We start from the raw sequence: 24,702 nt of genomic DNA, 5'->3' as shown, positions 1-24,702 counted from the left end.
CTCAAGTATACGAAACCTATATCAGAAAAAAGCTACAATTGAAAAAAAACCGAATAAATTAACTTTTACTATCTACTATAATTAGGACTCTCCTTCGTAATGGTTACGTTGTGCGGATGGCTCTCGTGGATACCGCTTGAAGTTATCTTCACAAAGCGTGCATTGTTTTTCAAGGCTTCAATATCCTTTGCGCCACAATACCCCATACCAGCACGAAGACCACCGATAAACTGGTGCATACTTTCCACTAATTCTCCTTTGTAAGGTACACGGCCCACAATGCCCTCGGGTACCAATTTTTTGATATCGTCCTCCACATCTTGGAAGTATCTGTCCTTACTACCTTGCTTCATGGCCTCAACAGAACCCATTCCTCGGTACGATTTGAATTTACGTCCTTCATAAATAATCGTTTCCCCGGGAGATTCTTTGGTACCTGCCAACAGCGAACCTAACATTACCGTATCAGCTCCTGCCGCCAAGGCTTTGGGAATATCCCCAGTGTAGCGGATTCCACCATCGGCAATTACAGGAATACCGGTACCTTTTAAGGCTGCCGCTACTTCCAAAACCGCGGAGAATTGTGGAAATCCAACACCTGCAACCACGCGTGTGGTACAGATGGAACCGGGCCCGATACCAACCTTTACGGCATCAGCTCCAGCCTCCACCAAGTATTTGGCTGCTTCAGCGGTGGCAATATTTCCAACGACCACATCCAATTCTGGATAGGCCTCTTTCACCGATTTCAAAATGCTCACCACACCTTTGGTGTGTCCATGCGCAGTGTCAATAATAATGGCATCCACCCCAGCTTTCACCAAGGCACCTGCCCGCTCCACTGCATCGGCGGTTACCCCAATGGCTGCTGCCACGCGCAAACGACCGTATTGGTCCTTGTTGGCAATCGGTTTTTGGGTGAGTTTAGTGATATCCCTGAACGTAATCAAGCCGATAAGTTCCTCCTTATCGTTGACAACGGGCAATTTTTCTATTTTATTTTCTTGGAGGATTACCTCCGCTTGCTGCAATGAGGTTCCCTCTCCCACGGTCACCAAGTTTTCGGAAGTCATAACCTCCGCAATAGGTCTGTCATCATTTTTTTCAAAACGGAGATCGCGGTTGGTGACAATTCCGATCAATTTTTTATTGTCGTCCACAATTGGGATTCCACCAATGCTGTGTTCCCTCATGCTAGCTTTTGCATCCCGGACCACGGAGTCCAACGGAAGCGTCACAGGGTCCATGATCATACCACTTTCGGCCCGCTTTACTTTACGGACCTTCAAAGCTTGCTGCTCAATGGTCATGTTCTTATGCAGAACTCCAATCCCACCTTCCCTAGCCATGGCAATGGCCATACGGGATTCGGTCACCGTATCCATGGCCGCAGAAACAATGGGCACATTGATAGTGATGTTTTTGGTAAATTTTGATTGGATATTGACTTCTCGGGGAAGTACTTCGGAGTAAGCCGGCACGAGAAGAACATCGTCGTAAGTAAGTCCTTCGCCAACAATTTTGTTTTGGTGAGCTTCCATTGCAATTACGGATTAATTGCGTGCAAATATACCACTATTTTATTGGATTGTCACCAATCCCGCTAAAAGTGAAGCACAAAAGAAATTAAACCATACGTTTTTCTCCGCTCCAACACTGAACCAATACCAAAATTGCGGCAGTTGAGTAAGTCACGGTCATTAAGATGCCCGAAAACACCACGATATATTTAAACCAACCAATACCCGACCACATCAGATAGATACCACCAAACGTTAGTATGACGGATAGGAAGGGTTCGAGAGTCAAAAACAGTTTTAGTTTTTTCGGGGCTTTCGTTAACCAAACCAATACACCCAACAAGAAAAATATCAGTGACATGGAAAGGATATGCGTATGGATTACCGTAAGCATCTCACGATTGCCTTTTTTAAACTTCATGCCCTCGGCTTCCAAATCATCCTCGTTGCCCAAATAATTTTCCTGTACCCCCAATGGGGTGGTTGCCTCAGTTTCCTGCACAAAGAGCAGGCCTGTAAAATAACCCACCGAAAGCACCACAACAAAAACGGCGACAAACAAGCGTAGTTCTTTGGGTAGCGCGGGTAGTACACCATTGTAATCCATTTGAAAAAACCTTTTTTTGATACGCCAAAGATATTCATTTAGACTTAATCTAAATAAATTAAAGGATAACTACATCATCGTCAGCAGCAAAGCAAAATCCAACCTAACTTTTATCACTAAAAGAGATTACAGCAGCAGTGAGGACATCCAACCAAAATGGCATCCCACTCCCAATCTATTAATATTTATTCTAAATAAAGTTTGTTTTCTCTACAAGACCTCATACATTTGCCGACCAAAACTAACCCTTATTTAAAATAAGTCTTAATTAATGTTATGCGCAGATTATCCCTTACCATTGCACTATTGAGTTGTCTCACTTTTTTTGGGCAGCAAAACCCGATTTCAACCGATTCATCAACCATTCAATTGAGCGAAGTAGTCCTTTCCGCCAAGGTTATTTTCGGAAGTAAGTTTGTCGCCAAAAACAGGACTGGCTCTTCATACTACCTTTCTCAAGAGGAAATCAAAAAGTTTAATTATACCGATATCAACCGCACCCTGCGTTCTGTGCCCGGGGTCAATATTTATGAAGAAGATGGATTTGGCCTAAGGCCCAACATCAGTTTGCGGGGAACCTCTCCCGAAAGGAGCTCAAAAATCACATTGATGGAAGATGGCGTTCTTATCGCCCCGGCCCCCTACAGTGCTCCATCGGCCTATTATTTCCCTACCATAGCCCGTATGCAGGCCGTGGAAATTCTGAAAGGAAGCAGTCAAGTACAATACGGTCCATACACTACTGGCGGAGCCATCAATATGATTTCTACTGAGGTACCAGATGATTTTAGCATCTTTTTAAACAGTAGCTACGGAAGTTTCCAAAGTGGCCGTATCCATGCACAACTGGGGGATACCCAGAAAAATTTTGGTTATGCCGTGGAATACCTCAATTACAATTCCAACGGATTCAAAAATCTTGAAAATGGGGATAATACCGGTTTTGATAAAAATGACCTCGTGGCCAAATTCAAAATCAATACCAATCCCGAGGCTCCTTTGGGGCAAGAGTTTGAAGTAAAATTCCAGTATTCGGATGAAACTTCCAATGAAACCTATCTTGGTTTGACCCAGGAAGATTTTGATGCAGATCCTTTCCGCCGTTATGCAGGCTCCCAAAACGACCAAATGAATACGGAACATTTTCAGGTGATGGGAACCCATGCCCTAAAGTTTAGTGACCAATTCCGAATCACAACCATTGGGTATTACAACGATTTTAGCCGCAATTGGTACAAGGTCGACTTCGTGACCGTTGACGGGGAGCGTCAAGGAATTGGTAACATATTTAGCGACCCTACCACTTTTGATAGCTACATTGATTTGGTGACAGGTGCTGTTGACAGTGATGGAGACGATTTCCTCAATGCCCGAAATAACAATCGTGATTATCTATCCACTGGAGTTCAGACCAAATTGGACTACCACTGGAACGGGGAGAACACGTACCATGATTTGGAAATTGGATTGCGCTACCATTATGACGAAGAGGACCGCTTTCAATGGATAGACGATTATGCTATGGTGAACGGCAATATGCAATTGGTCAATGCTGGTATTCCCGGAACCAATGCCAACCGCATCAGTAGCGCAAGGGCCTTTGCCTCATATGCGATGTACAAAGTGAAGATCAACGATTTGACCCTGACCCCCGGGCTTCGTTACGAGAATATCTCTTTGGAGCGATTGGACTATGGCACGGATGATATCTCCCGTGAAGGCACGGATATTTCGGAGCGACAAAACAAGGTCGATGTCTTTATCCCAGGTATTGGGTTCAATTATAATTTTGATAAACTATCCGTATTTGGTGGAGTTCACAAAGGGTTCTCCCCACCTAGCAATCAACCTGGTGAAAATCCCGAAGAAAGTATCAATTACGAATTGGGAAGCCGCTTTTCTTTTGCTGGAATCTCTGGGGAACTGGTCGGTTTTTACAATGATTATAGCAATCTTTTGGGTAGCGACCTTGCTGCTACCGGGGGAACGGGTTCCTTGGACCAATTCAACGCTGGAGAAGTAAAAGTTCAAGGTATTGAAGTATTGCTCAACTACAATTTCTTGGAGAACAACCCCAATCTGCAACTTCCCTTTACCTTTGGCTATACCTTGACCGATACGGAGTTTTTAAACAGTTTTGGTAGTGAAAATGATATTTGGGGCGAAGTGAATTCCGGTGATGAGCTTCCTTATATTGCAAAGCATCAGTTCAATGCAGCCCTATCCCTTGAGCATCAAAATTTTGAAATCAATCTCAGCGGAAGGTACAATGGTGCGTTTAGAACTTTGGCAGGCAGTGGCCCTATTCCGGCCGATGAAAAGGTGGCCTCCAACTTTATTGTGGACCTTGGTGGGCGCTACCGATTCAATAATCATTTGGCCCTCACTGCGAATGCCATCAACTTGTTGGATGAAACCTATGCGGTGGCAAGGGTTCCCGCAGGGCTACGACCAGGACATCCCTTCGGGATTTACGCAGGTATCGAACTTCGATATTAATAGTTGTTCATTAAAAATAGCAGATAAAGGCACTCTTCGGGGTGCCTTTTTTTAGTGGTATACCGAAAATAGCTCAGTTGCCTTGTTGAAGGCTGCCTCGAACACCATCCAATTGACCCCTGTATCCGCTTTTTGCTCGGTAAAATAGGACAACATCTTTTCGGTGGGCATATTCCCAGTAAGCTCATCCTTGGCCATGGGACAACCACCAAAGCCTTGAACGGCGCCATCAAAACGACGACAGCCTGCTTTGTAGGCTGCATCCACTTTCTCATGCCATTTTGTGGGGGTAGTGTGCAAATGGGCCCCAAATTCAATATCCGGATATTTGGGAATCAAATTGGAAAACAGATAATCGATTACTTCCGGGGTGGAACTGCCTATCGTATCAGATAGGGAAAGGATACGGGTTCCCATTTCAGCCAGTTTTTCGGTCCACTCCCCTACTATCTCCACGTTCCAAGGGTCTCCGTAGGGATTTCCAAACCCCATGGAGATGTAAGTGACTACTTCCTTGCCATGCCTATCCGCCAATTCCAGAATACCCTTCAAGGTTTCCACGGATTGGTCAATGGTTTTATGCGTGTTCCGCATTTGAAAGTTCTCGGAAATGGAAAAAGGAAAGCCCAAATAGTCGATGGCTTCGTGCTCGCAGGCATCTTGTGCCCCACGGACATTGGCAACGATGGCCAACAGTTTGCTTTGGGTACGGGAAAGGTCCAATAGCTCCAACACTTCTGCGGTATCCTGCATTTGTGGAATGGCCTTTGGCGATACAAAGCTTCCAAAATCAATAGTATCAAAGCCGCAGCCCAGCAAAGATTGGATGTACTTCGCCTTTTCCTTGGCAGGAATATGGGTCTTTATTCCCTGCATGGCGTCTCTGGGACATTCTATGAGTTTTACCTGTGGCATAAGCTTCCGTAAAAATAGCACTTATTTATCCGATACAAATAGATAAATGGCAATCCCTACAAAAACAATGATCTGCATCCATTTTAAGTAAAGTCCCGCTTTCTTATGGTGCTTCAGATAATTGGAAATGGAGCCCGCCAAGAAAGCAATCGTGCTAAAAACCAGGGTGGCCGAAAGCATAAAAATCAACCCTAACACATAGAATTGAACCACGGTATTCACTGTTTCACTGAATAGAAAACCCGGGAAAAACGCAAGAAAGAATATGGTTACCTTGGGGTTGAGCACATTCATGGTAAAACCGGTCCAAAACAGCTTCTTCCCCGATTTTTGGGCACTTTTTCCATCTTCCAATGAAATGGACGCATCACTTTTGTAAACCTTCATCGCCAAAAACAATAAGTACAGCGCACCGAACAATTTGATGATAAAAAAGAGAGCGTCGCTCCGTTTGATAATCTCCGAAACCCCAAAGGCCAACAAGGTGGTATGTACCAAACAGCCGGAAACGAGACCAAAGACAACGGCCAAGCCCGATTTTGTTCCATGACCCATACTTTGGGTGAGCACAAAAATATTATCGGGACCGGGGGAAAGGGCCAAGGCAAGAGCGGACAGGAAGAAACCTATCAATATGGGATAATGGATGGTTTCCAAAAATATCGCTAGGCTTTCCATGTTTCCTACGCCATATTTTCCAAAATGGCCTTGTTGATTTTTTTTATGAGTCCCGGACCTTCATAAATGAACCCGGTATACAGCTGAACCAAATCGGCCCCTGCTTCCAATTTTTCCAGTGCATCTTCGGGAGCATGGATGCCCCCAACCCCTATGATGGGAAATGCCTTTCTGCTGTTTTCCGATAAAAACCGAATTACCTCGGTACTTCGATTGGTCAATGGTTTTCCGCTGAGCCCACCCATTTCTTCCGTTAAGGTAAGGTGGGATTTTAGATTTTGGCGTGCAATGGTGGTGTTGGTGGCGATGACACCATCAATTTTCGTATCTGCCACAATTTCGATGATGTCCAACAACTGGTCATCCGTTAAATCCGGCGCTATTTTCAATAAAATTGGCTTTTCCTTCTTTTGATGGTTCTTTGCCAATTTCTTATTTTGATTTTTCAGTTTTTTGAGCAGCTTTGTCAAAGGTTCTTTGTCCTGTAACTCCCTAAGTCCGGGCGTATTGGGAGAGCTCACATTCACCACAAAATAATCCACATGCTCAAACAGTGCCTCAAAACAAATCAAATAATCCTTTAGGGCTTCGTCATTCGGGGTAACCTTGTTCTTACCAATATTTCCGCCCACGATGACCCGATGCTTTTTCTTAAGCTGTTCCACGGCATCAAAAACACCCTTATTGTTAAACCCCATGCGGTTGATAATCGCTTGGTCATCCCGCAAACGGAACAACCGTTTTTTGGGATTTCCGGGTTGCGGCTTGGGCGTCACCGTTCCTATTTCCACGAAGCCAAAGCCAAAATCCGAAAATTCGTTGTACAATTTGGCATCCTTATCAAAACCGGCGGCAAGACCCACCGGATTTTTGAATTTTACCCCAAATACCTCACGCTCCAATCTAGGGTCGTTTATGACAAATATTTTTCTGAACAACCCGCCCAATCCCAATATGGAAAAGAATTTGATGACCCTAAAAGAAAAGTGGTGCACGGCCTCGGGGTCAAACAAAAAAAGTACCGGGCGAATCAGGTATTTGTACATTCCAATCGGATTTTGCACAAAAATAAAAACTCTTCAAACAGTTCTTGCCATTTCGGTCAATTTTCGTCAACAGACCTATTAATGTAGATGGGGCGCAAGGTCAATTGATTGCATAATTTCAAGTACCTATCATATTGTGCCTGGCTGAAGGTGCCCAGCAAACGCTTGTCAATCAAACGGACATTATTTGCCATGCTATCAATGTAAGATTGATATTTTTTGGACACTTCGATGAGCACCTCGGGGGAGCTTTCCTCGTTCTGCTTCATCAGATATTTGGCCTTTTCCTTAAAAACGTCGTTCCTTATCTTTACCTCGGCACTCCAGTTTTTCAGGTTTTCCTGTTGCTCCTCGGTAAGTTCAAACACTTTGATAATGGCTTCGTTATCACGGCCGCCCACGCCCAAAATACAGTCCATTTGGGCCATACCGCAAAACCCGCACATCAGATAAAGGAAAAGAATAGTCGCTTTCAACTTCAGAATGCATTTAAGTTGAGGAAAGATACTTATTAATGGCTTTAATTGGTAAAATAGCGTTTGAATAAGCTGTATTTTTGATGAAAAGCAGCTCAGAACATGGAAAAATTATTGCCCCGTTTTTTGGAATATGTCACTACGGATACGCAAAGCGACCCGTATTCCCAAACCACCCCCAGCACAGAAAAGCAGTGGGACTTGGCCAAAAAATTGGTGATGGAACTACACCAAATTGGCATGCAAGAGGTTTCGATTGACGAGAATGCCTACATCATGGCGACATTGCCCAGCAATATCGATAAAAAAGTTCCCACCATTGGGTTTATTTCGCATTTTGATACCTCTCCTGATTTCTCGGGTAGAAATGTAAAGCCACAGATTATCGAAAATTATGACGGAAAGGACATCATCCTGAACCGATTGAACAATATTGTGCTTTCTCCCGATTATTTTGAGGACCTTAAGGCTTACGAAGGTCAAACTTTGATCACTACAGATGGTACCACCTTGTTGGGAGCCGATGACAAGGCGGGTATTGCCGAAATTATCACGGCCATGGAATACTTGATTCAGCATCCAGAAATAAAGCATGGCAAGATTAGAATTGCCTTTACGCCCGATGAGGAAATTGGACGCGGCGCCCATAAGTTCGATGTGGAAAAGTTTGGCGCCGAATGGGCCTACACCATGGACGGCAGCCAAGTGGGCGAACTGGAATACGAAAACTTTAATGCCGCAAAGGCCAAAATCACCATTACCGGTAAAAGTGTACACCCGGGCTATGCCAAGAACAAAATGGTGAACGCTATTAGGATTGCCAACGATTTCTTGACCCACCTACCTCCCAGTGAAGTTCCCGAACATACCACCGGCAGGGAAGGCTTTTTTCATGTGCACAAAATCAAAGGGGAAATTGAAAAGGCGGAGATAGACCTCATTATTCGTGACCATGACGCCGTTCATTTTCAGGCGAGGAAAGATTTGTTGAACGACATCAAAGCAAAGCTCAATAAAAAGTATGGGGAATGCATCGACCTTACCATCGAGGACCAGTACAAGAACATGCGTGAAAAAGTTGAACCTGTTTTTCATATTGTAGAGATTGCCGAGGAAGCCATGAAATCGCTTCAAATTGAGCCCATCATCAAGCCTATTCGAGGGGGTACCGATGGTTCGCAACTAAGTTTTATGGGGTTGCCCTGCCCCAATATTTTTGCCGGCGGACATAATTTTCATGGTAAATACGAGTATGTTCCTTTGGAAAGTATGCAAAAGGCAGTGATGGTCATTGTTAAAATCTGCGAACTTACCGCCATTCAAATCAAGTAGTTATGGACAAATTGGAAAAACTGGGAACGTACTACGAAAAAGAGCATCCGTTTAAGAAAGGTATCGGCATACTGAGAAAAATAGCGTTGAAAACGGAGGCCAAGGAAGATTTTAAATGGAGCATTCCCGTGTATACGCTCAACGGGAAAAACGTTTTTGGTATCTGTAAGTTCAAGAACCACTTTGGAGTTTGGTTTTTTAACGGTGTGTTTTTAAAGGACCCGCAAAAAGTTTTAGAAAATGCACAAAAAGGCAAAACAAAGGGCATGCGACACTGGAAGTTTCAAAGTTTGGAAGCAGTGGATGAACAAATTGTCCTGTCCTACATGAAAGAGGCACTGGATAATCAGAAAAAAGGAATGGAAGTAAAGGCGGAGAAAACGAAAGAGGTGGCTATTCCAGAATTACTGCTTTCTGAATTTAAAAAAGATACTAAACTGCGGAAGGCCTTTGATGCACTATCCCTTTACAAACAGAAAGAGTTTAGCGAACATATTTCCGAAGCCAAACAGGAAAAAACCAAATTGCGAAGGTTGGAGAAAATAATCCCCATGATTATTGAAGGTGTTGGTTTGAATGATGGGTATCGGTAGTACTTAACCCCTAATTGCGCTACTACATCTAAAGTTAATTTTTCCTTATTTATTTTCAGCACAGCAAGTTATATCTTACTTTAGCTTTATAAATAAAGACGCCATGACCATAAGTACAAGACAAACCATCATTCTATCTTCCATTTTGGTATTGCTAGCCATACCCTTGATTGCTATGCAGTTCTCACCCGATGTACAATGGTCGTTGTTCGATTTTGTGGTGGCTGGTGGATTGCTATTGGCCTTGGGTTTTTCAATTGATTTTGCACTCAGAAAAGTCAAAACCCTATCCAAAAGAGTAATTGCCATCACCGTTTTTGTGGCCATATTCCTTTTGGTCTGGGCAGAATTGGCTATTGGAGTATTCGGAACTCCCTTCGCCGGTAGTTAATTGTAATTTCCCTTTAAAGAGCATCCAAACGCCAGTTTTCCAAAATTTTTGTTAAATGCGGAGCATCTGCAAAAAATTGCAGGAAACCTCCTGTTTGCGTTCCACAAAATTTATAGATATTTAGGGTTTTTAACGGGCAAGAATGGGCAAACGGAAGAAGCAGGCCAAAGTATTACGCATATTTCGAAAAGTACACCGAACCACAGGGGCTTTACTCTTTATTTTTTTCTTTTTCATATCCATTTCAGGACTATTGTTGGGCTGGAAGAAGAATTCCAACGGCTATATCCTTCCCGAAACACAAAAGGGAACAACAGCCGACCTGAAACAATGGTTGCCTGTGGACAGTTTGCACACCATTGCCTGTACCACCTTGCACAGTGAGGTCTCACCCGATCTTTCCTTGGAAATAGACCGTATTGATATGCGGAAGGAAAAAGGGTCTGTAAAATTTGTGTTTGTGGATTCTTTTTATGAGATACAATTGGATGGCTCCACAGGAAATGTGCTTTCCATCGGCAAACGAAGGTCCGATTTTTTGGAAAACATTCATGATGGTTCTTTGGTAGACGACTATCTAGGTTCTGAGGGATATTTCAAACTGTTTTACACCTCTGTAATGGGAATTTCCCTATTGATTTTTACCATCACCGGGTTTTGGCTCTGGTACGGCCCCAAGCGTATGAGAAAGGCCAACAAAGCGTAAGACCTCAAAAAACAACAATTCTCGATGCTCGTTTTCCACACTTTGATGCGAAAACGAACTCGAACTGAAGAATTTTTGTTCGAAATCTACCCTGTTTATCCTTTTATCTTTTTGGTTGGTATGGTTCCATACTTATCTATCAAATAAACCAAACTGGCCATGGTGGCCGCTCCCAACTCCAATTCGCGCTTGTTCACGTGCTCAAAAGTGTCGTTTTCGGCATGGTGGTGATCAAAGTACCGTTGGGAATCGGGACGCAAGCCTGCCAAAACGATTCCTTCATCCTTTAAAGGTCCAATATCCGCTCCACTTCCCCCTTCGTAAAATAAATGTATCAGATAGGGTTCAAACAATTCTTTCCAACCTTGAATCTGTTGGATATTTTCGGGATTGGCATCAATGGAAAAACCTCTGGGCGTGAATCCGCCAGAATCGCTTTCCAAGGCGAAAATGTGCCTCTCATTTTTGCTACGTGCCACCTCGGCATATTTGTTTCCGCCGCGAAGGCCGTTTTCCTCGTTCATAAAAAGAACCACACGCAAGGTTCGCTTGGGACGGTATCCCGTTTCTTTTAAAAGTCGAAGTACATCCATACTCTGCACGCATCCTGCACCATCATCGTGGGAACCATCGCCCAAATCCCAGGAATCCAAATGTCCGCCGACTACCATAATTTCATCAGGGTAGGTACTTCCCGTAATCTGCCCGATTACATTGTAGGATTGCACATCTTCCAGTTGCTTACAGTTTTGTTTGAAATAAAACTTGGCGTTGGGATTCAATTTTAAGGTAGTACTCAGCAACTCCGCTCCGTTGGTGCTGATGGCTGCCGCCGGTATTCTTTGATTGACAGGCATATCTCCGTATCCCATAGATCCGGTATGTGGATAATCGTCCAACCGAAGGTTCATGGAACGGACTATGACACCGACCGCACCGTACTTGGCTGCTTCTGCTGCACCGGAATATCGCTGGTCCACACATCCGGAATAGGAAGCAAAAGTATTTATAAGCGTTGGATCCATTGGGCGATTGTAAAAGACAATCTTCCCTTCAATTTGGTCGCGTCCCAATTTTTCCAAGTCCTCAATTCCCATTACTTCCACTACATTGGCCTTAAGGCCACCATCCGGGGTGGCTACGGAACCTCCGAGCGCACAAATCGGCACATTGGTCGTTAGTCCAGGTTTGGTTTCAAAGTAGGCAAATTCAGGAATACCCCTGACCCATTTGGGTACCATTACGGGCTGCAACCATACCTTATCCAGTCCCAACGAGTCCAATTGGGCTTTGGTATAGTCTACCGCCTGTTGAGCCTGAACGGAGCCCGAAAGTCGCCCACCAATCTGGTTGGAGAGGTAATTGAGCCAATCATAGGCCTTCCCATTGGTCAATGCCTCATCGTAGATGGCCTTTATCTGTTGCTCATCCTCCGTTTGGGCTAAAAAGGGGGTACTGACCATCAAAAAGGCCAAAAGTAGTACGGTTCTCATGTGGTTTCTTTTTCCAATTCCTGTTTAAAGATTTCTAAATTAGCCTTTATTTCATCGTCCAACTCAGGTTCCTCGATATCTTTGTACTTTTTTAACGCTTCCATAAGAATGGATGCCACAATCACTCTCGCCGCCTTTTTGTTATCAGCTGGAATCACAAACCAAGGAGCGTGTTCCTTGGAAGTCTTACCCAATGCTTCCTCATAGCAAGCCACATAGTTGTCCCAGAGTTTGCGTTCTTCCAAATCCCCGGGTGAAAACTTCCAGTTTTTCTGCTTTAATCGGATGCGTCGTAACAAACGATGGCGTTGCTCTTCTTTGGACAGATGTAGAAAAAACTTGAAAATAATGGTCCCGTTCTCCGAAATATGCTTTTCGAAGGCATTGATCTGTTCATAGCGCCTTTCCCAAAAAGCTTGGTCTATATCATCCACCGAATCAATTTTTGGAATGTTTTCGGCCAAAATATATTCTGGGTGGACTTTGGTCACCAATACATTTTCATAATGGGTCCGGTTGAACACGGAAAACTTGCCTCTTTCTGGTAAGGCGATGTAGTGTCGCCAAAGGTAATCGTGTTTCTTTTCTTTGGTGGATGGCACTTTGAAGCTGTGTACCACCACTCCCCTCACATTGAAATCCTTGAATACTTCCCGAATCAAACTGTCCTTGCCTGCCGTGTCCATTCCCTGCAAACACACCAGAACCCCATATTTTCCATGGGCATAAAGGGTGTCCTGAAAATCGCCGAGGTCCTTTCTAATATCCTTTAATTGGTCTTTGAGCTCATCCTTGGAGGCACCAAAATCCTGATAGGTAGCTATTTCGGACAAACGGACATCTCCTTTGACCCGATACTTTTCTGTGTCGATTTCTTTCATAGGACTGAATATACTTCTTTTTGATTATTCCTTCAAGCCCTTTGCAAAAGTGCAGTTCATCGAGGGTTTGACCGCTTATACCTCAAGATCGGGATTTAATCGATCTATTTGTCCGCCCAACGGATGAAAATGTAACTTTATGAAAATCAATGACGCCACGTCCCAAATCTGTATAGCGTTATGAAAACCTCAAAGAGTATCCTACTTATGGGGCTCGCCATGGGCCTCTTTATCATGACATCCTTTTCCAAGCCGGCCAATGCCTGCCAATATGCTAGTTCCAACTTGGAATACATCAAAAGCAAAATTCAGGAAGCCATCATGGCAGATGCCTTGCAAATGGCAAAGTACCATGCCTACAAAGCACTCAACGGTATTGAAAAGACCAGGGAAAACTTTTTGGATTGCGGCTGCGAAGGCGCTCTGGAGAGTTTGGAAAACACCCTGACCCACTTAAAGTCGGCAACCAAATCCAGCGACTTGAAAAAATCGAAATCCGCTTTGCACAAGGCTTTGGAAACTGCGACTATCGGTGGCAACGTGCTTAATGCCTTTGCACAGGAGACCTCTAGCGAATATGGCAGCAACGTTTTGGTGCTGAACACTAAAAGTGCAATTGATTTTCAAGATGGGATGTTTTTGACCCAGGGTTCCGCCGTAAAAAAACAGGTGCATCAATGTTTGCTGGGATTTGAATCCTCCTTGGAGAAAGTGGTGACCGAAGTGGATTGCGCAGATGCGCACCGATTTATCACCAATATTTATGAAGAATCCCGACTGATTTTATTGAACACCGAGCTATCACAGCATAAAAAGGAATACCACCAAAGAGTGAAGACCTTGGCACAAGAGGCCCTGCAACAACTGGGCGATTGCAACTGATTACTTACTGGCGAAGAGTTTTACATCTTCCTCGGATACTTCCTTACCACCTAGAATGATCAAGCGCTCGACCACGTTTCGCAATTCCCGAACGTTACCTGTCCAGTCATAACTTTTGAGGAGATCAATGGCCTTTTTGGAAAAGCTCTTTTGGGCCGTTCCCTGTTCGGTAGCGATCTTTTTGGAAAAATGTTCTATCAATAACGGAATATCGTCCCTCCTATCGTTCAATGAGGGAACCTTGATCAAAATAACCGCTAAACGGTGGTAGAGGTCCTCGCGGAATTTTCCGTCCTCAATTTCTTTCTTTAAATCTTTATTTGTGGCTGCAAGTACGCGAACATCCACTTTGATGTCCTTATCGGAACCGACCCTGCTGATTTTGTTCTCCTGCAATGCCCGAAGCACCTTGGCCTGCGCAGAAAGACTCATATCGCCTATTTCATCAAGAAAAATGGTTCCCTTATTGGCTGCTTCAAACTTTCCGGCTCTATCTTTTACTGCCGATGTAAACGCACCCTTTACATGGCCAAACAATTCACTTTCAATCAACTCGGATGGGATGGCGGCACAATTGACCTCAACAAACGGGGAAGAGGAACGTGGGCTTTTTTGGTGCACCCAATGGGCCACCAGTTCCTTTCCGGTACCGTTGGAACCCGTAATCAACACACGGGCATCCGTTGGAGCCACTTTTTCTATCATTTCTTTAATGGCTTCGATTTCCTTGCTCTCGCCGATCATCTCGTAATTTTTGGAGACTTTTTTCTTGAGCACCTTGTTCTCCACGGCAAGTTCTTTTCGTTCGAGTGCATTGCGAACGGTGGTAAGCAATCGGTTCAAATCCGGTGGCTTGGAAATATAGTCATACGCCCCCAACCTCATTGTATTTACAGCTGTATCCAAATCACCGTGACCAGAAATCATGATAAAAGGAATTTCGGGTTTTATCTTTTTGGCGGCTTCTAGCACTTCCACACCGTCCATTTTTGGCATTTTGATATCGCACAGCACTAGGTCAAAATCTTCCTTTTTGATAACCTCCATACCGGCCAGGCCATCCTCTGCCTCTACCACATTGTAGCTATCGTTTTCTTCGGCCAATATTTTGACCAATACCCTTCTAATTGCCGATTCGTCCTCTATTACCAATATTTTTGACATATGCTGCTATTTAAAATATTCCGATTTTGAAGCCTGTTCTAATATAAAAATTCCAATCGTTATTGAATAAAAACACCTCGCCGCGATCTTTGTCCCTCAATTTGCCTTCTTGGTAGACACTGCTTCCGGCAATCGCAAAAAAGGACATGCTCTTGGACAAGTTATATTGATACCCCAAACTGCCCACCAACGTATTGAAGGAAATTCGGGAAGCTGCCAATCCGTTATCCAAAATAATATCGTTTTGAAGGTTCAAAAAGTAACCATCCAAGAACAGTGCCAACTCCAAACTGTGCTTTTCGTTGAAATGATATTTTAAATTGGATTTTGGAACGCCCATCACAAAAGACCAATCTGGATGGAACTTTCTATAATAATGAATCAGTGGTAACGGCACAGGAATCCCCGTGGTACTGTTATATGTGAGCCCCAAAACTATCCTGAAAGGCTTATCGGCCTTTGGTTTTTCCTTCCAAAAAGCTGCGGAGGCGTTCATAAAAAAATCGTCCTGAGATACTCCATCCAATAAATTGGAGGCTATCCTTGGGGTTAAAATGGCCACTACATTCCAATTCTCGTTCCATTTTTTGACCATTCCCAAGTTAAAGTCAATCACATGGAACCTGATCATCTCCTTTTTATCAAACGGCAAGTCCGCGGAATATCCCATATCAAAACGGTTATATTCGGCGCCAGTTACGAGGTAATCCTTGTTATCGTTCAATTGAATGGGAAAATTGAGCAATGCTTTATAGCGTTGTGTCTTTACACCACTATCGTTTTCGGGAATATTAAGGTATTCCACTCGAAAAATATCCGTACTCTGAGCACTTAATATAGAACTGCAAAGCATTACAACGAAAGCCAATGACTTCCAGAGTGTATTATGGTGGGCTGAGGTTTTTATCGCTTTCTATTGTTTTGGCTGAAAAATATGTACGTCGCGCTGCGGGAACGGTATAGTAACGTTGTTCTCCTTGAATTTGGTATTTATTTTATAGCGCATTTCACTTTTTATCCTAGGATCTCGAAAGGTGTCGTTGGTAAAGAAGTATATGGAAAAAATCAGTGCGGAATCTCCAAAGTCCTCAAAAAGTACAAAAGGCTTTGGGTTTTTGAGCACTTGCTTTTGGGTCGATGCCACCTCTTCCAAAATTTTGGTCACTAAATCCACATCACTGCCATACGCGACCCCAACACTCACTCTTTCCCTGGTGGTCCTGTGATTTTGGGTATAGTTATAAACAATATCACTGATAAACTTATGATTGGGCAGAATCAACACCTTATCATCCCTTGTGATGGCTCTTGTGGTCCTGAGCTTTATCTCGAACACCTTACCTACTTTGCCATCTACCTCGACCACATCGCCGACTTGAAGGGATTTGTCAATGATGATAAAAATTCCGCCCAAGACATCCTTGAAGAGTTCTTGCAGGGCGAGACCCAAACCAACAAAAAGGGCCGCGGAGGCGGTAATCACCAAAGTAATATCAACACCCGCCGCACTTAAGGTAACGAGTACGGCAATGATATATATGACATAGTTGATAAACTTGAATACGCTGGTAAACTTTTGTTTATCCTCCTGCTGCATTTTTCGGGTAAAGATGTACCGCAGCCATTTTAGGAGAAATTTTACCACCACAATAGTGACTGTTAAGAGCAATAGAAGTCCAATGGTAAGGTCTATGGCCTTTTCCCCTTCGCCAATATGAAATCCAAGGTCCAAAAAGTTTTTAATGGACCCCCAAACATCTTCCTTGATTATTTCCTTTATGTCTTCCGTTCCGTCTTGCATACTCCTATTTATATCTCAACCATTTAAACAATTCCTTGTATGTAGGCTTCTTACCGTACATCAAGATACCCGTTCTATAAATCTTTGCCGCTAACGACACTATTCCTAAAAAAGTCACAATCAATAGTGAAATGGACACTATAAACTGCCATAAGGGTACGCCTCCTTCCCCTATACCTCCGGGCAAACGCATCAGCATGACAATGGGCGAGGTCAACGGGAACAATGAAAACCCTACTGCAATGGGTCCATGCGGATTGCTGAACACGGAAAAGAATCCAACATAAATGGCCAACATTAAAGGTAATATAATGGGGAAAATAAATTGCTGCGTATCGGTCTCATTGTCCACTGCCGCACCAATGGCCGCATAAATGGAACTGTAGATCAAATAGCCAAGTACGAAGTAGATAAAGAACGAAACAATGAGCAGTCCCCACGGGATGCCATAAATTTCCTTGGCGTACAAAAGCATTTTTCCGTCCATACCTCCCACTTCGGACATACCTCCCATTGCGTTGGGGGGCATGGCACTGTTCTCCGATAAGGCACTTAGATCTATCCCAAAAATCAATACGGCGACAAACAGCAAAGCTGATGCAGATACAATCCAAATGGAAAATTGGGTCACCCCGGCCAAGGAATTACCGATAATTTTTCCCAGCATCAATTGAAATGGTTTTACGGATGATATGATCACTTCTATGATTCGGCTGGTCTTTTCCTCGATCACACTCCGCATCACAAAACCACCGTAAATAATGATGAACATCATAATGGCATAGCCAAAGCTGCCGCCAATAATGGCTTTAATTTCATTGACCCCTCGAATGCTCCGCTCCCCATCAAAAGTGGAAAGATTGATTTCAAACGGCTTTTCAACGCTGGAAAACTGTTCGGGTGTTACTCCCAATTTTTGCAAACGTTCCTGTCGCAAACGGTTTTGAAATATGTTCTCCAATTCCTTGGTGACCGAAGTATTAGGGTTGTCCTTGGTGAAAAGAAAGGCCGACCTGGCAACTTCTTCCACGGTTGCCCCTTCAGGAATGTGCAGCAAACCGTAATACTCCAAGGCATTTGTAGAGTCCTTGGCCTGCTCTACCGTCAAGTCATTGAATTGCAAGAAAGATATATTCTTGGATGGCTTAAACGCATCTCGATAAAAAGTGCTTTCGTTCAAAATGGTGATTACGCGTGTTTCATCATCATTGATCTTGGTCAAAAAAGCGATAAGCACAATCATTCCCACAATAAGAATCGGGCTCAAAATCGTCATCACTATAAAGGAACGATTCCGCACTTTGGCCAAATATTCGCGTTTTATGATCAGCCCAAGCTTACTTGCCATTGTCCTTGCTATTTACGGTTTGAATAAAAATATCGTTGGCCGAAGGTATGGTTTCCTCGAACCTATTGATGTTTGACACTTTTGAAAGTGCTGCCAGAATCTCTCCGGTATGGTCCGAAGGCAATTGTACCTTGAAGTTCAATTGATGCTCCATAGGGTCGATTTCTGAAGAAAGAATATTGAATTTCTCTTCCAAAGACTTTAGAAAGGCATCGGCATCCTTTTCTATATGCACGCCCACATTGAAAATATTGTTTTTATAGGCTCTTTTGATATCGGATAGCTTGCCGTCCAGAATTTTTTCGGATTTGTGAATCAGTGCGATGTACTCGCAAAGCTCCTCCACGGATTCCATGCGATGGGTAGAAAAAATAATGGAAGTACCATTTTCCTTCAACCGTAATATTTCATCCTTTATGATATTGGCATTAATGGGATCAAAACCACTAAAAGGTTCATCAAAAATCAGCAATTTGGGCTCGTGCAATACAGTGACGATAAACTGAATCTTTTGGGCCATCCCTTTCGAGAGTTCCTGAATCTTCTTGTCCCACCAGTCGCCAATATTCAGACGCTCGAACCAATGAGCCAATCGCACTTTGGCCTCTGCCTTGGTCAATCCTTTCAATTGTGCCAAGTAGAGTGCCTGTTCGCCTACCTTCATGCTCTTGTACAACCCGCGCTCCTCGGGCAAATAGCCAATGGACGCAATATGCTTCGGGGCCAAGGGCTCGCCATTGAGCCAAAGTTCGCCAGCATCTTGGTAAGTGATTTGGTTGATGATTCGGATAAATGAGGTTTTGCCAGCTCCATTCGGACCTAAAAGTCCATAAATACAATTCTTGGGAATTTGAAGCGAAATGTTGCTCAACGCTGTGTAGTCACCATACGTTTTGGTCACATTTTTGGCAACAAGGATATGATCCATGTAAACAATTTTTTCAAAGATATGCATTTGCGGCATACCTACATTTTCCCTAAAAACAAAAACCCACCCTTAAAAGAATCAAGGATGGGAAAAAAATTGCTATGAAAAAGAAAATTAGATATCGGTCACCCAACATCAGTTTCAAATATACGTTTTTTATTTAAACAGACAGTTCTAAATTTTAAGAGAACATATCTTTTACCTTTTCAAAAAAGGATTTATCCGATTTTTCGGGCCTTGGAGCGAAGTTTTCATCGTCTTGCATGCGCTCAAAAAATTCCTTCTGTTCCTTGTTCACCGTTTTTGGGGTCCACACATTTACGTGGACCAATAAATCCCCCGCACCATAACCATTAAGGCTGTTGATACCTTTTCCACGTAGTCTCAAAATTTTTCCGGATTGAAGTCCAGGCTCCAATTTGATCCGTACTTTGCCGCCGATAGCATCAATTTCCTTTGAACTGCCCAACACGGCTTCGGGGATACTGATGTACAAATCGTAATGCAGGTTGTCTCCCTCACGTTTTAGGGTTTCGTGCTCCACCGTTTCAATGGCTACAAGCAAGTCACCAGCAATACCATTACCTGGTGCATCGTTTCCTTTTCCGGTAACTTTGAGCTGCATCCCGTCTTCCACTCCGGCCGGTATTTTAATGGATACGGTCTCTTCCTCTACCTTAAGGCCTTGCGCATCGGCACCTGCCGGTCTATTATCAATGGACTGGCCTGCCCCACCACAAGTGGTACAGGTGGTAGCCGTTTGCATTCGGCCCAAAATGGTGTTGGTGATTTTCGTGATTTGTCCAGTACCATTACAGGTGGGACAGGTTTTGTAGGTAACCCCATCCGCTTGTCTTTTACGACGCACCTTCACCTTTTTCTCCACGCCATTGGCCACTTCTTCCAGTGTCAATTTAACGCGGATGCGAAGGTTGCTGCCCTTGGCCCTGCGCTGTCCGCCACCAAAGCCGCCAAATCCGCTGAATCCGCCACCGCCTCCAAACGCACCGCCAAAGATGTCGCCGAATTGGCTAAAGATGTCGTCCATGTTCATGCCGCCACCGCCAAATCCTCCGCTTCCATCGAATGCGGCATGACCAAACTGGTCGTATTTTGCCCTTTTGTCAGGGTTGCCCAAAACTTCGTAAGCCTCGGCAGATTTTTTGAACATTTCCTCCGCCTTGGCATCTCCGGGATTTTTATCCGGGTGGAATTCAATTGCCTTTTTTCGGTAGGCCTTTTTGATTTCTGCGGCCGAAGCTCCTTTGGAAACTCCTAATATGTCGTAATAATCCTCCTTCATAAAACTCTAGTTTCCTACTACTACTTTTGGGTGTCTAATGATGCGGTCTCCCAATTTGAAGCCCTTTTCCACCACATCGATAATTTTCCCCTTCATTTTTTTATCAGGTGCGGGGATTTGGGTGATGGCATCGTGCACCTCGGCATCAAAAGCGTCCCCAGCACTTACTCCTACTTCCTCCAAGCCCTTGCTTTTAAGGGTTTCCTTGAACTTATTACTGATAAGCTCCACACCCTTGAACATTTCTTTGTCCTCCGACTTGGAAAGCTCTTTCAACGCTCTGTCAAAATCGTCCATAATGGGAAGCAGTGCTACCATGACCTCTTGTCCTGCCGTTTTGAACAGGTCCATTCGCTCCTTGGATGTTCTGCGCTTGTAGTTTTCAAACTCGGCAAAAAGCCGTAGAAATTTTTCCTTTTCCTTGGCCAAATCCTCGCGCAACTGCTCCTCTTCGGATTTTTCCTCCTCGTTTTCTTCGGCAGTATCGCCCTCTATATGCTCATCGTTCAGCTCAGTACTCTCTTCGGTTTGCCCTTTTTTAGGCTCATCTTCCATTTCCTCAACCTTACTTTTATTGCTCATGTTCTATTGTTTTATTCGGATTTGAAATGGCAAAAGTACTGCCAATTGTCTAAAAATGTCAAAATGTCACCGCAAAACATAAAAAAAGCCGCCGAAGCGGTCTTTCTATAATGACAAACTCAATTGTAACGAATGTATCAAGGATATTATACCTCCAGGGATGCCGCAACACCATTTTCATGGGAGGCATAAATGGCCTCAAGTGCCTGACAGATGTTGGCATGCTGAAATACGAAGCCCTCTTCCTCTATTTTTTTGCCACTTACTCGTTGACTTGCCAATAAGAGGGTTGCCATTTTTCCTAAAACCATTTTAAGCACAAAGGCAGGCACATTGGGCAACCACAAGGGTCGTTCCAAAACTTTGGCGAGCTCCTTGGTCAACTTGGTATTGGTTACCGGGTTGGGCGCCACTGCATTGTACACTCCCGTTAGATTGTTTTCCACGGCAAACACGAACAACTGGGCCAAATCCTCGATATGGACCCAAGATTGCCATTGGTCACCGCTACCAATAGGTGCACCTACAAAGTTTTTAACGGGCATGGCCATTTTGGGCAGGGCCCCTCCATCTTTGGACAATACCAAACCTATCCTGATTTTGGCGACGTCAATATCCAATGCTTTAAAAGTGTCGGCTTCGGACTCCCATTTGGTTACCACTTCACCTAAAAAACCGTTGTCTGTCTCGGTGGTGGATTCATCGTAATAGGCACTGGTGGAATCTGGATAAATTCCTATGGCCGAAGCAGATACCAAACATTCCACCTCATGGCTCTCCGACTGCTCCACTCCCTTTTTAAGGGTTCTCAAGCTATCGATTCTGCTGGAAAGCACCTTTTTTTTGTGCTCTGGAGTCCAGCGTTTGGCGATACTGGTCCCTGCCAAGTTGATAATGGCCTGGACATTCTCAAAACACTTCAAATCAATCTCCCCTTTAGCGGGATTCCAATAAAAACCAGTATAATCTTCCGCGGTGGAAATTTTATCCTTGCTCGTAGTCAAATAATTTACGGGGATGCCTTTTTGGTGCAGCACCTTTACAATGGCCTGCCCAACCAATCCCGTCGCTCCTGTTATCAACACCTTCATACTATCCTATTCTTTGACACAAAGTTATAGGTTTAATCGACTGTTTATGAGACCTTAATTTAGGTTTAACATATTTGTTCAAACTTTAAAACATTTTATGACCACCCAAAGAACTCTCCTTAACAGATTGTTGGCAACTAGCCGGGTTTGGTAGCCCTCAACATTTCCCTTTTCCCGGGTGGACCAGGCAATCTTTCCACGACAAAACCGACCGCTTGCATGGCCCTACGCACGCTGCCTTTGGCGGCGTAGGTCACCAAAATACCTCCGGGTTTGGCGGCTTCATACATCTTGGAAAAAAGTTCCTCCGTCCATAACTCGGGCTGCACCCTCGCCCCAAAGGCATCAAAATAAATAAGGTTGAACAAGTTTTGGGCATCTATATCCTTAAAATCCTTCTTTTGCTTACAAAGTGAGAAGTGATTAGCAATGGAGATGTGCTTTTCCCATGGTGAAGAGTGCATGTGTTGGAAAGGCTCCTGCAGTTTATCAACTCCCAACTGACGTACATAATCCAAGGCCTCAATTTCTTCCATGGACACGGGGTATGCCTCCACCCCAACATAATCAATGGCGAGCTCCAACTTGGGGGCTTCCAACAACGTTATCAATGCGTTAAGTCCCGTACCAAAACCAATTTCCAAAAGCTTGACCTCAGTGCTGTTGAACAATCTGAGGCCATGCTCGATAAAAACGTGGTACGCTTCCTGAATGGCGCCGTGCTTGGAGTGGTACTGTTCGTTCCAGTCCTCTATTTGGATGGTTTTGGAGCCATCTCCAGTGGTGATGATTTTTCGTTTCAAGGTTGGCTTTCGATCAGCACACCATCGGCCTCGAACCTGAGTGTTTTCTTTGGTGAGGTGATCAGGGCTAGCTCATCTTCCGATGCACCTTCATCTTCGGCATAATGCCTTTGGTCTTCCACGGACATTTCTTCAAAAAAGGCGGCTCCATTCATTACCACTCTTTTTCCGGCAGCATCCTTGGGCACAAAAAAACCGTAATCCTTAAAACGGACAAAAACTTCTTCGTTGGATTCCAATTGGACCTTCATCCAGCAACCTTTGGCTTGGCAAACCTCTTTTATTTCCCCAACCACTTGTGTTTGTAATGAATCTTTCCCCACAATTTGATCATACGGAGCGGCAGTCTTTGATGCTTGGTCGGAAATGGCAAATTCCTCGCCAAAATAATCTCCTTTCATGGTCTCCTGCTTACAGGAAACCAAGCAAATACCTAGAAGTGCAACAGTGAAAATGTTAAAAACCCTCATTTTTGATAAGATTTAAATGAATTAAGATGAAGTATCATATTTAGATTTGAGAAAAGTCCAAAACTAACAATAATTAGCTAATTTTAGCCTGAAAATATAACTGATATGGAAACAGTGGCCCATAAAATAGCGATAGAAAAAACGAAGTCTTCGAAGATTCAACAGGTGGATTTTGACAACCTTTCCTTTGGAAGTGTGTATTCGGACCACATGTTGGTCTGTGATTATAAAAACGGAAAATGGGAAATCCCTAAGATTGTTCCCTACCAGCCCATCACTTTAGACCCTTCGGCAAAAATATTCCATTACGGACAGTCCATTTTTGAAGGCATGAAAGCCTACAAGGATGAGAATGGAAAGGTATGGCTTTTTAGACCGGAACAAAACTGTGCACGATTGAATAAATCCGCCAAAAGATTGGCCATTCCCGAAATTCCAGAAGCTTATTTTATGGAAGGGTTGAACGCGCTTATCGATTTGGAGCGCGATTGGATACCAACAAACCCAGGCAGTTCCTTATACATAAGACCATTTGTGTTTGCCTCAGGAAATGGGTTCCACGCTTCCCCTGCCAATGAGTACAAATTCATAATCGCCTGCGCACCTTCGGGCTCCTACTTTTCAGGTAAGGTCAAGGTGTTGATTGAAGAGACCTACTCGCGCGCCGCAAATGGTGGTGTCGGCTATGCAAAGGCTGGTGGTAATTATGCAGGGCAGTTCTACCCTACCAAATTGGCCGCCGACAAAGGATACCAACAGGTGATATGGACAGATGACAATACCCATGAGTTTATTGAGGAAGCAGGTGCCATGAACGTTTTTGTACGTATTAATGATACCCTGATGACGGCACCGACCAGTGACCGTATCCTGGATGGAATCACTAGAAAAAGTATTTTGGACATAGCAGAGGACGAAGGGATCCCAACCGAGGTGAGAAAAATTTCGGTACACGAATTGGTGGAAGCCGCCAAGAACGGCTCCCTAAAGGAAATGTTCGGGGCTGGAACCGCAGCGGTCATATCCCCCATCTCGGGCTTTGGCTATAGCGGCAAGGATTACGATCTGCCCGAATTGGAGGAAAGTTATGCTTCCCGCTTAAAGAAAAGAATCACGGACATTCAATACAACCGCGCATCCGACCCCTTTGGATGGCGACAAGAAGTGGTTTCACAAGAATAAAAAAAGGCGCC

General features: G+C 44.0%; 25 protein-coding genes. 7 read left to right on the top strand and 18 right to left on the bottom strand.

The annotated features are described in order from the left end of the window. Positions 1-68: 68 nt before the first annotated feature. Complete coding sequence (guaB, locus tag RBB12_RS04880; protein ID WP_127141366.1) at positions 69-1,541, bottom strand: IMP dehydrogenase; 1,473 nt, start codon at positions 1,539-1,541, stop codon at positions 69-71. An 85-nt stretch (positions 1,542-1,626) separates the two neighbouring features. Continuing rightward, complete coding sequence (locus tag RBB12_RS04875; RefSeq protein ID WP_306013372.1) at positions 1,627-2,127, bottom strand: hypothetical protein; 501 nt, start codon at positions 2,125-2,127, stop codon at positions 1,627-1,629. Positions 2,128-2,403: 276 nt separating this feature from the next. On the opposite strand from RBB12_RS04875, the gene RBB12_RS04870 reads away from it, so the two are divergent. Further along, the gene (locus RBB12_RS04870) at positions 2,404-4,626 is read left to right on the top strand and encodes a TonB-dependent receptor domain-containing protein (protein ID WP_306013373.1); all 2,223 of its coding nucleotides are present in this window, start codon (positions 2,404-2,406) and stop codon (positions 4,624-4,626) included. A 51-nt stretch (positions 4,627-4,677) separates the two neighbouring features. Here RBB12_RS04870 and RBB12_RS04865 read toward each other — a convergent pair whose 3' ends face one another. Genes RBB12_RS04865 through RBB12_RS04850 form a run of 4 tightly spaced genes read right to left on the bottom strand, consistent with a single transcriptional unit; the run spans position 4,678 to position 7,741 of the window. After that, positions 4,678-5,541 carry a hydroxymethylglutaryl-CoA lyase gene (locus tag RBB12_RS04865; protein WP_306013374.1) on the bottom strand — a complete coding sequence of 288 codons (864 nt, stop codon included), beginning with the start codon at positions 5,539-5,541 and terminating at the stop codon, positions 4,678-4,680. A gap of 21 nt (positions 5,542-5,562) precedes the next feature. After that, a complete protein-coding gene (locus tag RBB12_RS04860; RefSeq protein ID WP_179384236.1) occupies positions 5,563-6,219 on the bottom strand; it encodes a LysE family translocator in 657 nt (218 codons plus the stop codon). Positions 6,220-6,224: 5 nt separating this feature from the next. After that, positions 6,225-7,265: a quinone-dependent dihydroorotate dehydrogenase gene (locus RBB12_RS04855; protein ID WP_306013375.1), complete on the bottom strand. Its 1,041-nt coding sequence runs from the start codon at positions 7,263-7,265 to the stop codon at positions 6,225-6,227. A 56-nt stretch (positions 7,266-7,321) separates the two neighbouring features. Then, positions 7,322-7,741 (bottom strand): hypothetical protein, encoded by a 420-nt coding sequence (locus RBB12_RS04850; protein ID WP_306013376.1) that lies wholly within the window; start codon positions 7,739-7,741, stop codon positions 7,322-7,324. Positions 7,742-7,843: 102 nt separating this feature from the next. Between RBB12_RS04850 and pepT the strand changes: the two genes are divergently transcribed. The 4 genes from pepT to RBB12_RS04830 all read left to right on the top strand — a co-directional run bounded on the left by pepT (position 7,844) and on the right by RBB12_RS04830 (position 10,763). Then, positions 7,844-9,073 carry a peptidase T gene (gene pepT, locus RBB12_RS04845; RefSeq protein ID WP_306013377.1) on the top strand — a complete coding sequence of 410 codons (1,230 nt, stop codon included), beginning with the start codon at positions 7,844-7,846 and terminating at the stop codon, positions 9,071-9,073. A 2-nt stretch (positions 9,074-9,075) separates the two neighbouring features. Then, on the top strand, positions 9,076-9,666 hold the full coding sequence (locus RBB12_RS04840) for a YdeI/OmpD-associated family protein (RefSeq protein WP_306013378.1): 591 nt from the start codon (positions 9,076-9,078) through the stop codon (positions 9,664-9,666). Between the two features lie 103 nt (positions 9,667-9,769). Then, positions 9,770-10,057, top strand: a complete 288-nt coding sequence (locus RBB12_RS04835; protein WP_306013379.1) for a hypothetical protein — start codon at positions 9,770-9,772, stop codon at positions 10,055-10,057. 142 nt (positions 10,058-10,199) lie between these two features. Then, positions 10,200-10,763: a PepSY domain-containing protein gene (locus RBB12_RS04830; protein WP_306013380.1), complete on the top strand. Its 564-nt coding sequence runs from the start codon at positions 10,200-10,202 to the stop codon at positions 10,761-10,763. A gap of 95 nt (positions 10,764-10,858) precedes the next feature. On the opposite strand, the gene RBB12_RS04825 is transcribed toward RBB12_RS04830, so the two are convergent. After that, on the bottom strand, positions 10,859-12,256 hold the full coding sequence (locus RBB12_RS04825) for a M28 family peptidase (protein ID WP_306013381.1): 1,398 nt from the start codon (positions 12,254-12,256) through the stop codon (positions 10,859-10,861). Next, positions 12,253-13,137: a PPK2 family polyphosphate kinase gene (locus tag RBB12_RS04820; protein WP_306013382.1), complete on the bottom strand. Its 885-nt coding sequence runs from the start codon at positions 13,135-13,137 to the stop codon at positions 12,253-12,255. The genes RBB12_RS04825 and RBB12_RS04820 overlap by 4 nt, the downstream gene beginning before the upstream one ends. A gap of 180 nt (positions 13,138-13,317) precedes the next feature. Here RBB12_RS04820 and RBB12_RS04815 point away from each other — a divergent pair, with 180 nt between their 5' ends. After that, a complete protein-coding gene (locus tag RBB12_RS04815; RefSeq protein ID WP_306013383.1) occupies positions 13,318-14,019 on the top strand; it encodes a hypothetical protein in 702 nt (233 codons plus the stop codon). Here RBB12_RS04815 and RBB12_RS04810 read toward each other — a convergent pair whose 3' ends face one another. The 10 genes from RBB12_RS04810 to RBB12_RS04765 form a co-directional block, all read right to left on the bottom strand. Further along, positions 14,020-15,183 carry a sigma-54 dependent transcriptional regulator gene (locus tag RBB12_RS04810; RefSeq protein WP_306013384.1) on the bottom strand — a complete coding sequence of 388 codons (1,164 nt, stop codon included), beginning with the start codon at positions 15,181-15,183 and terminating at the stop codon, positions 14,020-14,022. It lies immediately after the preceding gene. 10 nt (positions 15,184-15,193) lie between these two features. Then, the gene (locus tag RBB12_RS04805; RefSeq protein WP_306013385.1) at positions 15,194-15,988 is read right to left on the bottom strand and encodes a DUF6268 family outer membrane beta-barrel protein; all 795 of its coding nucleotides are present in this window, start codon (positions 15,986-15,988) and stop codon (positions 15,194-15,196) included. A 108-nt stretch (positions 15,989-16,096) separates the two neighbouring features. Continuing rightward, on the bottom strand, positions 16,097-16,984 hold the full coding sequence (locus RBB12_RS04800; RefSeq protein ID WP_179384246.1) for a mechanosensitive ion channel family protein: 888 nt from the start codon (positions 16,982-16,984) through the stop codon (positions 16,097-16,099). Positions 16,985-16,988: 4 nt separating this feature from the next. Next, entirely contained in the window at positions 16,989-18,332 is a 1,344-nt protein-coding gene (locus RBB12_RS04795) for an ABC transporter permease (protein ID WP_306013386.1), read from the bottom strand. Continuing rightward, positions 18,322-19,260, bottom strand: coding sequence for an ABC transporter ATP-binding protein (locus tag RBB12_RS04790; protein ID WP_306013387.1), 939 nt, complete (start codon positions 19,258-19,260; stop codon positions 18,322-18,324). The genes RBB12_RS04795 and RBB12_RS04790 overlap by 11 nt, the downstream gene beginning before the upstream one ends. A gap of 181 nt (positions 19,261-19,441) precedes the next feature. Beyond that, the gene (gene dnaJ / locus RBB12_RS04785) at positions 19,442-20,563 is read right to left on the bottom strand and encodes a molecular chaperone DnaJ (RefSeq protein ID WP_293284448.1); all 1,122 of its coding nucleotides are present in this window, start codon (positions 20,561-20,563) and stop codon (positions 19,442-19,444) included. Between the two features lie 6 nt (positions 20,564-20,569). Next, positions 20,570-21,145, bottom strand: a complete 576-nt coding sequence (locus RBB12_RS04780) for a nucleotide exchange factor GrpE (RefSeq protein WP_306013388.1) — start codon at positions 21,143-21,145, stop codon at positions 20,570-20,572. A gap of 146 nt (positions 21,146-21,291) precedes the next feature. Further along, positions 21,292-22,236: a TIGR01777 family oxidoreductase gene (locus RBB12_RS04775; protein WP_306013389.1), complete on the bottom strand. Its 945-nt coding sequence runs from the start codon at positions 22,234-22,236 to the stop codon at positions 21,292-21,294. Positions 22,237-22,373: 137 nt separating this feature from the next. Then, positions 22,374-23,039 (bottom strand): tRNA (5-methylaminomethyl-2-thiouridine)(34)-methyltransferase MnmD, encoded by a 666-nt coding sequence (mnmD, locus tag RBB12_RS04770; RefSeq protein ID WP_306013390.1) that lies wholly within the window; start codon positions 23,037-23,039, stop codon positions 22,374-22,376. Continuing rightward, positions 23,036-23,509: a DUF4920 domain-containing protein gene (locus RBB12_RS04765; RefSeq protein WP_179384253.1), complete on the bottom strand. Its 474-nt coding sequence runs from the start codon at positions 23,507-23,509 to the stop codon at positions 23,036-23,038. Before RBB12_RS04765 ends, mnmD begins: the two co-directional genes overlap by 4 nt. A 105-nt stretch (positions 23,510-23,614) precedes the next feature. Between RBB12_RS04765 and RBB12_RS04760 the strand changes: the two genes are divergently transcribed. Continuing rightward, positions 23,615-24,691, top strand: a complete 1,077-nt coding sequence (locus RBB12_RS04760; RefSeq protein WP_293284438.1) for a branched-chain amino acid aminotransferase — start codon at positions 23,615-23,617, stop codon at positions 24,689-24,691. Positions 24,692-24,702 lie beyond the last annotated feature (11 nt).

Source organism: Allomuricauda sp. MMSF_3307, assembly GCF_030733585.1.
Classification (GTDB): Bacteria; Bacteroidota; Bacteroidia; order Flavobacteriales; family Flavobacteriaceae; genus Flagellimonas.
The sequence above is the reverse complement of the archived record's forward strand: the minus strand, read 5'-3'. Positions and strand labels throughout refer to the sequence as shown.

Coding starts and splice junctions, on each gene's coding strand:
- RBB12_RS04775 (WP_306013389.1), bottom strand. CDS start 22,236: ATGAAGGTGTTGATAACAGGAGCGACGGGATTGGTTGGGCAGGCCATT.
- RBB12_RS04865 (WP_306013374.1), bottom strand. CDS start 5,541: ATGCCACAGGTAAAACTCATAGAATGTCCCAGAGACGCCATGCAGGGA.
- RBB12_RS04765 (WP_179384253.1), bottom strand. CDS start 23,509: ATGAGGGTTTTTAACATTTTCACTGTTGCACTTCTAGGTATTTGCTTG.
- dnaJ (WP_293284448.1), bottom strand. CDS start 20,563: ATGAAGGAGGATTATTACGACATATTAGGAGTTTCCAAAGGAGCTTCG.
- RBB12_RS04820 (WP_306013382.1), bottom strand. CDS start 13,137: ATGAAAGAAATCGACACAGAAAAGTATCGGGTCAAAGGAGATGTCCGT.
- guaB (WP_127141366.1), bottom strand. CDS start 1,541: ATGGAAGCTCACCAAAACAAAATTGTTGGCGAAGGACTTACTTACGAC.
- RBB12_RS04835 (WP_306013379.1), top strand. CDS start 9,770: ATGACCATAAGTACAAGACAAACCATCATTCTATCTTCCATTTTGGTA.
- RBB12_RS04760 (WP_293284438.1), top strand. CDS start 23,615: ATGGAAACAGTGGCCCATAAAATAGCGATAGAAAAAACGAAGTCTTCG.
- RBB12_RS04870 (WP_306013373.1), top strand. CDS start 2,404: ATGCGCAGATTATCCCTTACCATTGCACTATTGAGTTGTCTCACTTTT.
- RBB12_RS04855 (WP_306013375.1), bottom strand. CDS start 7,265: ATGTACAAATACCTGATTCGCCCGGTACTTTTTTTGTTTGACCCCGAG.
- RBB12_RS04830 (WP_306013380.1), top strand. CDS start 10,200: ATGGGCAAACGGAAGAAGCAGGCCAAAGTATTACGCATATTTCGAAAA.
- RBB12_RS04840 (WP_306013378.1), top strand. CDS start 9,076: ATGGACAAATTGGAAAAACTGGGAACGTACTACGAAAAAGAGCATCCG.
- RBB12_RS04810 (WP_306013384.1), bottom strand. CDS start 15,183: ATGTCAAAAATATTGGTAATAGAGGACGAATCGGCAATTAGAAGGGTA.
- pepT (WP_306013377.1), top strand. CDS start 7,844: ATGGAAAAATTATTGCCCCGTTTTTTGGAATATGTCACTACGGATACG.
- RBB12_RS04875 (WP_306013372.1), bottom strand. CDS start 2,127: ATGGATTACAATGGTGTACTACCCGCGCTACCCAAAGAACTACGCTTG.
- RBB12_RS04860 (WP_179384236.1), bottom strand. CDS start 6,219: ATGGAAAGCCTAGCGATATTTTTGGAAACCATCCATTATCCCATATTG.
- RBB12_RS04825 (WP_306013381.1), bottom strand. CDS start 12,256: ATGAGAACCGTACTACTTTTGGCCTTTTTGATGGTCAGTACCCCCTTT.
- RBB12_RS04795 (WP_306013386.1), bottom strand. CDS start 18,332: ATGGCAAGTAAGCTTGGGCTGATCATAAAACGCGAATATTTGGCCAAA.
- RBB12_RS04815 (WP_306013383.1), top strand. CDS start 13,318: ATGAAAACCTCAAAGAGTATCCTACTTATGGGGCTCGCCATGGGCCTC.
- RBB12_RS04780 (WP_306013388.1), bottom strand. CDS start 21,145: ATGAGCAATAAAAGTAAGGTTGAGGAAATGGAAGATGAGCCTAAAAAA.
- RBB12_RS04800 (WP_179384246.1), bottom strand. CDS start 16,984: ATGCAAGACGGAACGGAAGACATAAAGGAAATAATCAAGGAAGATGTT.
- RBB12_RS04790 (WP_306013387.1), bottom strand. CDS start 19,260: ATGGATCATATCCTTGTTGCCAAAAATGTGACCAAAACGTATGGTGAC.